Origin of the sequence: Mesorhizobium sp. M0040 (genome assembly GCF_040323505.1) — a bacterium.
GTDB lineage: Bacteria > Pseudomonadota > Alphaproteobacteria > Rhizobiales > Rhizobiaceae > Mesorhizobium.
Window position 1 is genome coordinate 40,397 of the sequence record NZ_JAMYVA010000014.1, and the last position, 12,510, is coordinate 52,906.

The 12,510-nt window shown below is 62.8% G+C and carries 15 protein-coding genes; 6 read left to right on the top strand and 9 right to left on the bottom strand.

What is annotated here, in order from left to right:
- Positions 1–16: 16 nt before the first annotated feature.
- Positions 17–748 carry an SDR family oxidoreductase gene (locus tag NKJ91_RS14845; RefSeq protein ID WP_352456187.1) on the top strand — a complete coding sequence of 244 codons (732 nt, stop codon included), beginning with the start codon at positions 17–19 and terminating at the stop codon, positions 746–748.
- 118 nt (positions 749–866) lie between these two features.
- Here NKJ91_RS14845 and NKJ91_RS14850 read toward each other — a convergent pair whose 3' ends face one another.
- A complete protein-coding gene (locus tag NKJ91_RS14850; RefSeq protein ID WP_352456188.1) occupies positions 867–2,087 on the bottom strand; it encodes an alanine racemase in 1,221 nt (406 codons plus the stop codon).
- A gap of 225 nt (positions 2,088–2,312) precedes the next feature.
- Between NKJ91_RS14850 and NKJ91_RS14855 the strand changes: the two genes are divergently transcribed.
- Positions 2,313–3,230 carry a DMT family transporter gene (locus NKJ91_RS14855; protein WP_352456189.1) on the top strand — a complete coding sequence of 306 codons (918 nt, stop codon included), beginning with the start codon at positions 2,313–2,315 and terminating at the stop codon, positions 3,228–3,230.
- Between the two features lie 111 nt (positions 3,231–3,341).
- Here the strand turns inward: NKJ91_RS14855 and NKJ91_RS14860 are convergent, their stop codons facing one another.
- The 4 genes from NKJ91_RS14860 to NKJ91_RS14875 form a co-directional block, all read right to left on the bottom strand.
- Complete coding sequence (locus NKJ91_RS14860; protein ID WP_352456190.1) at positions 3,342–3,920, bottom strand: RES family NAD+ phosphorylase; 579 nt, start codon at positions 3,918–3,920, stop codon at positions 3,342–3,344.
- 111 nt (positions 3,921–4,031) lie between these two features.
- Positions 4,032–4,469: an antitoxin Xre/MbcA/ParS toxin-binding domain-containing protein gene (locus NKJ91_RS14865; RefSeq protein WP_352456191.1), complete on the bottom strand. Its 438-nt coding sequence runs from the start codon at positions 4,467–4,469 to the stop codon at positions 4,032–4,034.
- A 592-nt stretch (positions 4,470–5,061) separates the two neighbouring features.
- The gene (gene metF / locus NKJ91_RS14870) at positions 5,062–5,979 is read right to left on the bottom strand and encodes a methylenetetrahydrofolate reductase [NAD(P)H] (RefSeq protein WP_023676795.1); all 918 of its coding nucleotides are present in this window, start codon (positions 5,977–5,979) and stop codon (positions 5,062–5,064) included.
- A complete protein-coding gene (locus tag NKJ91_RS14875) occupies positions 5,979–7,001 on the bottom strand; it encodes an ArsR/SmtB family transcription factor (protein ID WP_352456192.1) in 1,023 nt (340 codons plus the stop codon). Before NKJ91_RS14875 ends, metF begins: the two co-directional genes overlap by 1 nt.
- 142 nt (positions 7,002–7,143) lie before the next feature.
- Here NKJ91_RS14875 and tsaA point away from each other — a divergent pair, with 142 nt between their 5' ends.
- Both tsaA and NKJ91_RS14885 read left to right on the top strand, forming a co-directional pair.
- Positions 7,144–7,662 (top strand): tRNA (N6-threonylcarbamoyladenosine(37)-N6)-methyltransferase TrmO, encoded by a 519-nt coding sequence (gene tsaA, locus NKJ91_RS14880; protein ID WP_352456193.1) that lies wholly within the window; start codon positions 7,144–7,146, stop codon positions 7,660–7,662.
- Complete coding sequence (locus tag NKJ91_RS14885) at positions 7,662–7,973, top strand: DUF2293 domain-containing protein (RefSeq protein WP_352456194.1); 312 nt, start codon at positions 7,662–7,664, stop codon at positions 7,971–7,973. The genes tsaA and NKJ91_RS14885 overlap by 1 nt, the downstream gene beginning before the upstream one ends.
- Before the next feature lie 576 nt (positions 7,974–8,549).
- Here NKJ91_RS14885 and NKJ91_RS14890 read toward each other — a convergent pair.
- A complete protein-coding gene (locus NKJ91_RS14890) occupies positions 8,550–9,167 on the bottom strand; it encodes an MOSC domain-containing protein (protein ID WP_352456195.1) in 618 nt (205 codons plus the stop codon).
- 207 nt (positions 9,168–9,374) lie between these two features.
- Here NKJ91_RS14890 and NKJ91_RS14895 point away from each other — a divergent pair, with 207 nt between their 5' ends.
- Entirely contained in the window at positions 9,375–9,665 is a 291-nt protein-coding gene (locus tag NKJ91_RS14895) for a hypothetical protein (protein ID WP_352456196.1), read from the top strand.
- A 57-nt stretch (positions 9,666–9,722) separates the two neighbouring features.
- Positions 9,723–9,941, top strand: a complete 219-nt coding sequence (locus NKJ91_RS14900; protein WP_352456265.1) for a methyltransferase family protein — start codon at positions 9,723–9,725, stop codon at positions 9,939–9,941.
- Between the two features lie 85 nt (positions 9,942–10,026).
- Here NKJ91_RS14900 and NKJ91_RS14905 read toward each other — a convergent pair whose 3' ends face one another.
- From NKJ91_RS14905 to tam, 3 genes are all read right to left on the bottom strand, one after another.
- Positions 10,027–11,148, bottom strand: coding sequence for a beta-ketoacyl-ACP synthase III (locus tag NKJ91_RS14905; RefSeq protein WP_352456197.1), 1,122 nt, complete (start codon positions 11,146–11,148; stop codon positions 10,027–10,029).
- 121 nt (positions 11,149–11,269) lie between these two features.
- The gene (locus tag NKJ91_RS14910; protein ID WP_352456198.1) at positions 11,270–11,605 is read right to left on the bottom strand and encodes a hypothetical protein; all 336 of its coding nucleotides are present in this window, start codon (positions 11,603–11,605) and stop codon (positions 11,270–11,272) included.
- Between the two features lie 114 nt (positions 11,606–11,719).
- Positions 11,720–12,490, bottom strand: coding sequence for a trans-aconitate 2-methyltransferase (gene tam / locus NKJ91_RS14915; protein WP_352456199.1), 771 nt, complete (start codon positions 12,488–12,490; stop codon positions 11,720–11,722).
- Positions 12,491–12,510 lie beyond the last annotated feature (20 nt).

Consider the following 12,510-nt stretch of genomic DNA (forward strand, 5'->3'; position numbering starts at 1 on the left):
GACGGAAGGAACAGCCATGCATCGTCCACTCGAAGGCAAAACCGCACTTGTGACCGGCAGCTCGCGCGGCATCGGGCGCGCCATCGCCGAGGGGCTCGCGGCCAAGGGTGCTGCCGTGGTCGTCAACTATGTCGGCAACGAGAAGGCCGCCAGGGAAGTGGTTGCCGCCATTGAAGGGATTGGCGGAAAAGCCGTCGCCATCCAGGCGGACGTCTCCAGCATCCCCGACATTCGCAAGCTGTTCGACGAAACCGAAAGACAGATGGGGCCGATTGACATCGTCGTCGCCAATGTCGGCGTCGCTGTCATAAAGCCGCTCGTCGAGGCCACCGAAGCGGACTTCGATCACGTGTTCGGCGCCAATGCCAAGGGCACCTTCTTCACGCTTCAGGAAGCGGCGCGCCGCGTTCGCGACGGTGGCCGCATCATTGCCGTCTCCACCGGCGGAACCAGGATGTTCTTCACGCACACGGCGCTCTACCTCGGCAGCAAGGGAGCCGTCGAGCAGTTCGTCCGCGTCCTCGCGCGCGAACTCGGCCCGCGCTCCGTTACCGTGAATGCGCTTTCACCAGGCTTCACCGACACCGACCTGCTTCCCGAACGGGACCGCGCCGTGGCCGCCGGCATGTCGCCCTTCGGCCGGATCGGAGCACCGCGCGACGTCGCCGATGTCGCGGTTTTCCTGGCTTCCGACGAAGCTCGCTGGCTAACCGGCGAGAACATCCAGGCTGGCGGTGGCGTGGCCTGACTGAATGGTGAATGGTGAATGGTGAATGGTGAATGGTGAATGGTGAATGGTGACGATTCACGGGAGCGGGGGAACGCAAGAACTACTTCTATTCACTATTCACTATTTCACTCATTCACTAATCCGCCATCGTCTCCAGGCTGGCAAACCCCTGCGGCGCATCGCCTTCGTCGAATGGCGTTGCCACCTCGACGAAAGTATCGGGATAGAAGCCGTTGAACCGTGTTCGGAGCGACAGCGAATAGGCGCCGATATGGCCGATCTCGATCCAGTCGCCGGTATCGACGGTTTCGGGCAGCCAGAACGGCCGCGACAATATGTCGACGGAATCGCAGGTCGCGCCACAGACCTTGAATGGCACGATGGTCTTGTCCTCGCCATTGCGCGAGCGGATCGCCGGATCGGGGATGAAGCGTGCCGGCAGCGTGATCTTGCCGGTCCATGAATCCGACAGCGACGCCCAGATGCCGTCATTGATGTAGAGCCTTTTGCCCTTGCGCAGCAGCACGCGCACGATCAGCGACAGGCAGCGCGCCACGATCACCCGGCCCGGCTCGGCCACCAGCGGCATCTGGTCGAACTGATACTCCTGGAGGTCGCCCGACAGCCGCGACATGATCTGGCCGAGCGACGGCATTTCCGGCTTGCGGCTGTTCGGATCATGACCGTATTCGGCGGGAAAGCCGCCGCCGACATCGAGCCCGGCAATGTCGAAACCGACGCGGTTGCGCACCCAGTCGGCGGAGGCCAGCGCCCGCTCATAGGTGTCGGGATCCTCGATCTGGCTGCCGACGTGAAAGCACAGCCCGACCTTGTAGCCCGTCCGGTTCAGCCGTTCGGCCAGTTCGACCGCATTGGCCGGTCCGGCGCCGAACTTCTTCGACAGTTCGTAGGCCGCCGAGCCTTTCGTCTGGATGCGCACGAACACGGTGATGGCGCCCGGATCGATGTCGAGCGCCCGCACCACCCTGGTCAGCTTGGTGACCTCGTCCTCATGGTCGAGCGAAATGACGCGGATGGCGTATTTTTCCAGCGCCAGCCTGATGTCCGACTGCGCCTTCACCGGGTGCATGTAGAGCATCTCGGCGTCCGGCGAGACGGCGCGCACGGCGGCGAATTCGCCGGGCGAGGCCACATCGAAGGCACCGACGCCGGCCTCGACCAGGGCGTTGAGCACGATCCGCTCGCCATTGGTCTTGACCGCATAGGCGGTCTTGCCGGGAAACATGCCCATGAACTGTTTGGCGTCCGCCTTCAGCACCTGCGGGCGGAAGCAATAGATCGGATCGTCCGGGCGAAGCGCCAGCGCTGCCTCGCGGGCATTTTCGAATCGCTGCATGGACGAATCCCTTGACTGAGGCTGCGCACAATTAATCCAAGCTAGCGGCTAATGAAAACAATTCTATGTCTCGCCGCCCTGGCTTCGCGGCGCTACGCCGGTGCTGCAGGCCGGTTATGAGCGAGCTAGGCCATCGCTCAGGTTTCGGGTGGCCCTTGCGGCCGGATCGGGTATGGCGTGAACAGACGCCTGAAGAGCAAGGCATCTCGTCTGGGAGGACGACCAATGGCGATAGCTGCCACCACCACGATGCGCGGTCCGATGGTGCTCAAGGACTGGGCGCAGCTTCTGCTGCTCGGCGCCGTCTGGGGCGGTTCGTTCTTCTTTGCCCGCATTGCGGTGGCGGAACTTCCGCCGCTGGTGCTGGTGCTGTTCCGCGTCACCATCGCTGCGATCGCGTTGCAGCTCTATCTTGCGGTCCGCGGCCCGTCGTTTCGCCTCGCCTTGCCGCATGCCGGCCTGTTCTTCCTGCTGGCGCTCGCCAACAATGTCATTCCTTTCTCGCTGATCTTTGCCGGCCAGACCGAGCTTGGCGCCGGTGTCGCCTCGGTGCTCAATTCGACGACGCCGTTCTGGACGCTGATCCTCGCCAACGCCCTGACCAGCGACGAAAAGCTGTCGTGGAACAAGCTTGCCGGCATCGCCCTTGGTATCGCGGGAACGGCGGTGATGATCGGCCCCGGCCTCGTCGCCGGGCTCGGCGGTCCGGTCTGGGCGAAATTCGCGCTCATCGGAGCGTCGCTATCCTATGCGGCTGCACTGATGATTGCCCGCCGCCTCAAGGGCGTGCCGTCACCGGTCATTGCCGCCGGACAATTGACCTGCTCGACCATCATCATGATCCCGGTCGTTCTGTTCACCTATGATGCCGCCAATCTGTTTTCGGCCTCGCCGCCGGTCTGGGCGGCGGTGCTGGCACTGGCGCTGCTGTCGACGGCCTTCGCCTACATCCTCTATTTCAATCTCGTCGCCTCGGCCGGCGCCACCAACGCCTCGCTGGTCACGCTCATCGTGCCGGCCAGTGCCGTCCTGCTCGGTTTCCTGTTCCTGGGCGAGCGGCTCGAACTGTTCGAACTCGGCGGCATGGCGCTGATCGCCCTCGGCCTCGTCACCATCGATGGTCGCCTGTTCGGGCGGCGCTAATGCATGTCGCGCAAAGGTGTGCAGCGGTTTTGCGATAACGACATGCATAGAACAAGAACCTAAAGCGCGTCGCACGAGGCCGGTCGAACGCGACGCGCTTTAGAGATGGCGCTATATGGGCGTGATCGCGGGAACAGATGAACCCTGCCATTCCAGACGCCAGATACCGCCTTGCCGGAGATTCTGAACGAGATCGGGAAGGAAGGCGGCAAGGCAGGTCCCGCCGACATGTCTCACGGAAGGATACACAAAACCGGTCGCGGCGTCTTGCTTGCGAAGTTGCTTCGCCAGCGCCTGACCGGCAGGATAGGCTAAGGCGGTATCCGGATCGAGCACCGGGTCCTTGCTGAACTCAGCACCGCGCAGATCGTGAAACGAGCCTATGAAGTCGGCAACGAGCTCCGCGTAGTCGGTGACGTTTTCGAACCGTTCGATCGCGGCAAGCTCGCGCGTCAGATGAAACGAGACCTCGCCGAGCGCGGTTTCCGCATCGAACCCACAGTACCAGACGCCCCTGGCATCATCGTTGAAACGATTGCCGCCCGGACGGGTGTAAGCGAACGCCGCATTGATGAAGGTGTAGCCCGGCCTCCCGAAAACCAGTTCGCGCGGATCGAGGTCGGGCAATCCCCCCTGCTGCGCCTGAAGGCGGCCGCTGGTGGCTCCTTCGAGCTCCGCAAGGTCCTCCAAATCTCCATGATTCCTGGCCAATGGCATCAGGACCGGTTCCTTGAGCCTGCCTGTCGAAATCAGCCGGATCGTGTCGCGCTGGGAAATGTCAGCGCGCGGTGGGATCTGCATTCAAAGTCCGCCGCGCAAAGCGTCGATATGTTGGCGAACCTGCAGCAGCTTCGGAATGCCGCCCTCGATCATCACGTCCAGGGGGCGCCGGCCACCATAAAGAGGCCCTTTGTTCGGCAACCGCACCCATTCATCGGCAAGCGCTTCGGAGAACAGAAGCCGCAGTCCCTTGAAGATGCCGATCAGGGCGCTGATGCGTGTCAGCGAATCCTGGGAGAGAACGCCCTCCCACTCGCCTTTCTTCATGCGGAACCAGGTTCTCTCCGACACGTCGCCGATCAAGGTACAGATCTCGGTGCTGGTCAGATGCCAGATGTCTGCGAGCCTGACGATGCCGGCAACAGCAGCTGGCGTGATCCGCGCCCGTGCCGAGGCATCCGCCAGATTTGCCGGCAAAGCCTGATTTGCAGGATCGCGAACCGCATAAACGACACTCATTCCGACCTCCATCACTTGGCAGGCAATATACTGCCAATTGGCAGCATTTTCAAGTCGTGGCTATCCAACGCGCTGCTGGTTGCCCTTCGCTTCATGGAGTGTTCAGCATCCGGCTGGACGTGCAAAGGACGCTTCGAATCTTCAGTCGGTCCGAAAATCGATTTCCGATTTCTGGCGCGGTAGCGCTGCCATTCTCGTTACTGCCCCGGCTTTGCCACAAATTATTCACAGGTCCCGAGCCGGCTTTTGACAAAGAGTTTCAATGCCTAACGGCAAACGGCAGGTCGCAAATTCCACAATCTCGTCGCATTGCAGCAAAGTTTCTGCTTGCCTGTGGCACAAATGACCCTAGACTCTCGCCATAGCTCTTTAAGAGGAGGCTATGACATGGGACTGACGAGGCCGATCAACGCATTGATGATTTGTGCTGCGTTTGCATTCATCGGCGCCCTCATTATGGGCGTCCTTCCATAAGGCCGCTGAGCGGGGGAAGACCAGCACCGAATATTCCAAACCATTGAAAAGGCCGGGCATTTTGCCCGGCCTTTTGCATTCCCCCGATCTTTGACATTTCAAAAAGGAGCTTGCCGCCTTACGCCGCGGCGGATCCCGCCGCCTCGACTTCGTGCGACCTGATGCCGATCATGTGGCAGATGGCGAAGACCAGATCGGCCCGGTTCATCGTGTAGAAGTGGAAATCGCCGACGCCGCGCTCGACAAGGTCCAGCACCTGCTCGGCGGCCACGGCAGATGCCACCAGCGCATGCGTTTGCGGATCGTTCTGCAGCCCATCGAAACGCTCGGCCAGCCATGCCGGCACCAAGGCGCCGCACCGCGCCGAAAAGTTGGCGACCTGGGTGAAATTGTGCACCGGCAATATGCCCGGCACGATCGGTATGTAGATGCCGGCCCGCCGTGCCCGCTCGACATAGCGCTCATAGAGATCGTTGTCGAAGAAGAACTGGGTGATCGCCCGCGTCGCTCCGTTGTCGGCCTTGCGCTTCAGCATGTCGAAGTCGGTGGCGAAATCCGGGCTTTCCGGATGTTTTTCCGGATAGGCCGAGACCGATATGTCGAAATCGCCGGCGCCCTTCAGCGCATCGACCAGTTCGGCGCCATTGGCATAGCCTTCCGGATGCGGCCGGTAAGCCGCGCCGACGCCCTCGGCCGGATCGCCGCGCAGGGCGACGAAACGCTTGACGCCCATATCGGCGAACTCCCGGATCACCGCATCGACCTCGTGACGCGCCGCATCGACGCAAGTCATGTGCGCCGCCGGCGTCAACGTCGTTTCATTGAGGATGCGCTTGACCGTGCGGGCCGTCCGCTCGCGGGTCGAACCACCGGCGCCATAGGTGACCGAAACGAATTTCGGCTTGAGCGGCTCAAGCCGGGTGACCGTGTCCCACAGCCTTGCTTCCATCTCATCGTTTTTCGGCGGAAAGAACTCGAACGAAACCCTGACCTTGTCGCCGATGTCGGGGCGGCGGGAGAAGCGGAACTGGTTCATCAGGCGGTTTCCCCTATCGGATACGCATTGGCCGGTTGTCTGTCGTTGGAAGGCTCGGCAATCAGCATGCGCCGATCGCGGCCGAGCCAGAGTTTGACGGTGAGCTTGGCCTCGTTGCCGCCGCGCGGCTCGAATTCCTGGCTGTCCTCGAGGTCGAGGCCGGCCTCGGAAAACCAGTCGCCAATTTGCCGGTCGGAAAAGCCGAGACGCATATGCGCGTGCTCCTCGCGCAAGAACTCCAGCGCGTGCGGCGCGAAATCGACGATCACCAGGCGGCCGGCCGGGCGCAGCAGACGCGCCGCCTCGCGGATGGCGCGGGCGGGATCGTCGAGATAGTGCAGCACCTGATGGATGGTAACGAGATCGAAGGCGTCGCGTTCGACCGGCGGCGCGAAAATGTCGCCCTGGCGCACCTGCGCATTCGAAACGCCGGCCTTGTCGAGATTGGCGCGCGCCACCGTCAGCATTTCGCGCGACATGTCGATGCCGATACCGCGCCGATAGAGCGGCGAAAAGATCTCGAGCAACCGCCCGGTGCCGGTGCCGAGATCGAGCATCGACTGGAACGGCCGCTTGCCGACGAGCTTGATGAGGGCTGCTTCGACCGCGCGATCCGGCACGTGCAGCGACCGGATATGGTCCCAGCTTGCGGCGTTTACCGAGAAATATTCGGCAGCCCGGTCCTGCCGCTTGCGCTTGACCGCGGCCAGCCGTTCGAGATCACGCTCGACCTGCGGATCGGCGCCGCGGATGCCGGAGACCAGCCTGAGCACGAAATCGCGCGAGGAGTCGGAATCCGATAGCCGGAAGAACGCCCACGAGCCCTCCTGGTAGCGGCCGATCAGCCCTGCCTCCAGCAGCAATTTCAAGTGGCGCGAGACGCGCGGCTGCGACTGGCCGAGGATTTCGGTGAGATCGGACACGGTCAGATCGCCGCGCGACAGCAGCGCCAATATGCGCAGCCGGCTGGATTCGGCAGCCGCCTTCAATGTATCTACCATCGTGTCGAGAGCGACATGCATGCGAGCATTCTCTTTGAAAAGATATAAACATATGTTTATGTCGGTTTTGATGGGCTTGCAAGCGCTATGTCGCTTCCGGACAAGAAAATGACGCATGCGTGGCGGACCGCGCAAGGCCGCAAGCATGATCGAGGCGAGACCCATGTTCGAAACGCGCAGCGGCGAAAAGCTTCTGGAAACCGACCCGGCAACGATGCCGCCGGATGGCCATGTCGTCTTCATCGGCCGCATCGCTTCGCCTTGGGTCACGCGGGAGACCTGCCCCAAGAACATGAAGGCAGCGCGGGAGACGGGACAGCCGGCGGTTCTCACGATCGATCCGCTCTATCGGGACGGCCTGCTTGGGCTGGAACGCGCCAGCCATGTGATCATCCTGTCCTGGCTGCACCATGCGCCGCGGCAACTGATTGTCCAGAAACCCCGCCATGCCACAGAGCCGAAAGGCGTCTTTTCGCTGCGCTCCCCTGCCCGGCCGAACCCAATTGGGCTGCATGTCGCCAAGCTGGTTGCCGTCGACATCGACACCGGCCGCGTCGAGCTTGACGCCATCGACGTGCTCGACGGCACGCCGGTCATCGACATCAAGCCCTATTTCGCCTCGACCGATGCCTTCGCCGAGGCGACCATGTCCGGGCGGGACGAGCCAGGGCCGGTGGAGTGATGAGCGCGCCGACCGGCCGCCGCCGCGCCATCGCCAAGGCGCTAACAGCGCTGCTGCCGCTGGCGCCCTATGCCGACATGGAAAAGATCCGTGCCGATGCCGGCGCCGTGCACATGAAGACCTTGCCACCGAGCATTGCCGTTTGGCTGGCGACGATAGCGCATATTCGCCACGCCCACACCGACTACGAAAAGCTGCTGGCCGAAGGATATGACCGCGATTCCGCGCGCTTCTTCGTCATCGAGCAGACCAACAATGTGCTCACCCGCTGGCGCGCCACCCGTCTGCTCGACGATGAGGATGAGGCGTAGAGAATGGCAGGCACACGCGTCGAGTTCTGCGGCGCCCCCCTCGGTCCTGCCGGACATCTCCCCCTCAAGGGGAGATTGGCCGTCATCGTCGCTTTCGCCAATTTTCGAAGGATGCAGGAAAGGCGCGGTCCCCGAAGCTGCCAATCTCCCCACTTGAGGGGGAGATGTCCGGCAGGACAGAGGGGGGCGCTGTCCTGGGCGCTGTCCCGCCGACCTCAGGTCGGCAACATCGGAACTTTCAAAGCCTGAAATAAAAACCCGCCTCGGTGGGCGGGTCCTCGGTGCGAATCAGCACTATACCCAAATTAGTAGCATAGCTGCCGGCACAAAGCAAGAACAAAATACGCCGTGACTAGAGGTCGCGTTCCTTCGCGCCCCCTCTGTCCTGCCGGACATCTCCCCCACGAGGGGGGAGATTGGCAGCTTCGGCGCCTCGCTCGGTCAGCAACGTTGCAGATTGGCGAAAGCCGAGATGACGGCCAATCTCCCCCCGTGTGGGGGAGATGTCCGGCAGGACAGAGGGGGGCGCGAAGGAACGCGGCTTTGACTGGCAATGCCGCCTTGCCTGGAAAACAACTAGGCCCGGTAAATCCACTGCTCCGGCACGCGCACCGAAATCTCCTCGCCGGCCGCGATCGTGCCGGGCTTCTCGACCCAGGCGACGAGCCCACGCAAGCGCTTCGCCGACTTCGGGAACAGCAGCGCGCCGGCCTCATGGTCGGCCATCCCGGCATTCTCGGCGACCGATCGCCCGGCGAAGCGGCAAGGCCCGTTCTGCGCATCGACCTTGACGGTCGCGCCGCCTTTGAAGAACAGCAACGTGCCGGACGGCAGCATCGAGAGGCGCGGCAGGCCTTCGATCAGGAGATTGGCGCCGATCCATTCCGGCTTGATCTCGGCGATGCCCATCCGTTCGGCGACGATCGCCAGCTCGTCCGCCGCCACGATCGACAATTGCCGTTCGTTGCGCATCTCGGTGCCGCGCGGATACCAGGGTTCCCGCCCGCCGGAGCGCCGCGTCGTGCCGGCATGGAAATCGCCGTCGATGCCGTCGAAACCGAGTTGCAGCGTATCCACCGCTCGTGTCTCAAAACGATCGAATGATGCGAGACAGAGCGCCGCCACCCTGGCGGCGAGTTTTCGCGACGGGACGATCTCGACCGGAGTTTCGGTTGCGGGAAACATATCCGGCATTGGTTTCATTCCTAGCTACCGGATGCAGTTAGCCGAAGTCGATTCATAGGGTCCAGTCGAAAGCGTTGATGCTCCAATCAAGACGGCTGATACGGGTCGGCACCACCAGCGTTCTGGTTGAATCAGCCTCATGCAAAAGCGTGCCGCATTGCTGCCGCGCTGTATCGGTTGATAATATCGATCAGGTCAAGGCTGCGGAGGTTTATCATGCATCCCGCATCGGCAATCGCGCTGCTGTGGCTGCTCTGGGTAGTTTCATGGGCCGCGGCCGCCTTCTGGGCCGACCGGGCCGAAAAACGCGCCGGCTTCGGGGTGGAGCTTCCATCCCGCGCAGTCATGGTGCTCGGCACGATCCTTCTCCTCATCCCGGCGCACGGTTATGCCGGCCGGCTGAGACTCTGGCTGCCAAACCTTGCCGAAGCGTGGATCTGCGTGGCGCTGATTGCCGCCGGCCTGGCATTTGCCTGGTGGGCGCGGCTGCATCTTGGCCGCCTGTGATCGGCCACGGTCACCGCCAAGGCCGCGCATCGCGTCGTCGACACCGGCCCTTACCGGCTGGTCCGCCACCCGATCTATACCGGGCTGCTTCTGGCGATCCTCGCCACCATGGCGGCGAAAGGCACGGTCTGGGGCGTTGCCGGCGCCATCCTCATCACCGTCGGCATCGTCATGAAGGCAAGGCTGGAGGAGCGTTTTCTGCGCGGCGAACTGGGTAGCGCTTACGACGACTATGCCAGGCGCGTTCCGATGCTGGTGCCGTTCGCGCCGAGCTGATGCATGTCGCCCAAAAGCATGCCCTCGGGCTTGAACCGAGGGTGTGCAGCGGTTTTGGGGACAACGACATGCGTAAAACAAAAATCTAAAGCATGCGCAATAGCGCGCCGCCGATCGAGTAGCCGGCGCCGAAGGCGCAGAGCAGGCCGTAGTCGCCGGCCTTCATGTCGGCATGGTTCTCCGACAGGGCGATGATGGCGCCGGCGGCGGCGGTGTTGCCGAGGCGCTCCAGCACCATCGGCGCGCGGTCGTGGTCGACGTCATGGCCGAACGACAGTTTCAGGATCATGGCGTTCATCCGCGCATTGGCCTGATGCAGCCAGAAGCGCCGGATCGCTTGCGGCGTCAGCCCGTGCTCGGCCAGGAATTCGACGATGAACTTGTGGCCGGCGACGGTGACTTCCTTGAACACCTTGTTGCCGATCTGCTTGATCAGATTGCCTTCCAGATCGATCATGTACGGATCGTCCTGGGCAGCGCGGGTATAATAACCGAGATTGGTGCGGATGCTGTTCGACATCTGCGTCCAGGCGCGCGTGTCGAGCACCTCGAAGCGCCCCGGCCGCTTCTCGCCCTGCGCAAGCCCTTCGACGATCATCGACACGGAAGCGTCGCCGAAGATGAAATGCGTCTGCCGGTCGCGAAAATTGAGATGCCCGGTGATGATCTCCGGCGTCGTCACCAGCACGCGTTTATGCGCCCCTGCCCGCACCAGATTGACCGCGATGTGCAACGCCGCCGCTGCCGAAGAGCAGCCAAGCCCCATATCGAAGCCGGCGCCTTTCGTGCCCAGCGCCTGCTGCATTTCGATGGCGATCGCCGGATAGGGCCGCTGATGGTGCGAGGCCGAGCAGATCACCAGGTCGATATCCCCCGGCTTCAGCCCGGCATGATCGAGCGCCTTGCCGGCCGAGGCGATGCCGAACTCGGCCTCCAGCGACAGCGCATCGTCGGGCCGCGCCGGGAAGCGCGGCGCCATGCGGGTCGGGTCTAGGATGCCTTCCCGTTCGATGACATGGCGGGTCTGGACGCCCGAGGCATGGACGATGAAGGCACTGTCCGATTTCTGCAGCAGCGGCTCGCCCGAGACCTCGCGCCGGACGTTCTCCATGTCCACCCAGCTGTTGAAGCTGGCGACGAGTTCCTCATTGGTGATCGAAGCTTCGGGAATTTCAACGCCGATGCCGCTGATGATGACGCGATGCATTTCCAGTTCGTCCCGTGCGCAGGCGTTGCGGCTTCATGTCGACGCCGCAAAAAGCTCGGCGCAACCTCTTTTGCACCTAGCCAGTTTATGCCGGCTTAAATCAAGTCCCTGGGACGGGTCTTTACCAGGCGCAGAGCTTGGTATTGGTCTGCGGGTTGTTCCAGCAGGCACCGTCATCGCGGCTGCGCACGAATTGCCCGGGCAGCGGCACGTTGCGGCGGCCGAGATTGACATAGCCATAGGCAAAACCCGGTCCGTCGATTTCCAGGACGTAGGTCGGATAACCCGGCGCCGAGATGCGAAAGCTGCCGGCATCGTCCAGCGCCCGGTAGTTGCACGAGAAATAGCCGTCGTCGCTGGTGAAGCAGCGTGCTCGCTTGGCCTCCGCCGATATAGACAAGGCAAGCACAGCGGCCGCACAAACGCTGCCGCCGAAACCCATCTTTTTCAGTGTCATCATCCACCCCCATGGCCCATGAAGGGCCTTATCCCTGCCCCAGCGAGATGCGCATGACGGCGAAAGCCGGTCAAGCATCCGCTGCTGGCTGTTTTTGGGTGTAGCTAAGAGTTTCTAAGCAGAACGCCGCGCCACGATGAAGAGACGGGGAAAGCGCAGCAATACCTTGCCGCTTGCCGTTTTCGGATAGGCTTCGCTGATCCTGGCCGTGTAGCGCTTCAGGAAAAGCTGCCGCTCGTTCTCGTCGAGCGGATCGAGGAACGGCTTCAGCCCCGTCGACTTCACCCATTCGACGATCGCCTCGGCATCGGCCAGCGGATGGTTGTAGATCGTGTGCCAGATATCGAGCCGATCCGAGAATGGCGACAAAAGGTCGTAGTAGAACGCGACCGGCGGCAGCGGCGCGCGGGCCGCGCGCTCGAGCTTTTCGGCAAACGGCATCTCGGCCGCGGTCTCCCGCATCAGCCGGTGCGAAGGCTCGGCCATATTGTCCGGCATCTGCACGGCAAGCGCGCCGCCGGGCGCCAAAAATCCCATCAGCCGCTGGAAGACTGCCGGGTGCTCCGGCAGCCACTGAAACACCGCATTGGCAAAGATCACGTCGACCGGTTCGTTCGGCTGCCACGCCGCCGCATCCGCCAGCGCAAGGGTGACGCCGGGCAGGCGCGCCTTCGCCTTCTCGATCATGTCGAGGGAGGTATCGAAGCCGCTGATCTGCGCCCGCGGCCAGCGCTCGACCAGCAATTCGGTCGAATTGCCCGGCCCGCAGCCGATGTCGACCACCCGGCGCGGTTCTGGCACCGGCACCTGCGCAACGAGATCGCGCGCCGGCCGCGTGCGCTCGTCCTCGAATTTCAGGTAGAGGGCGGCGGACCAGTCGGCCATCTTGGTTCCTCAGATCATTT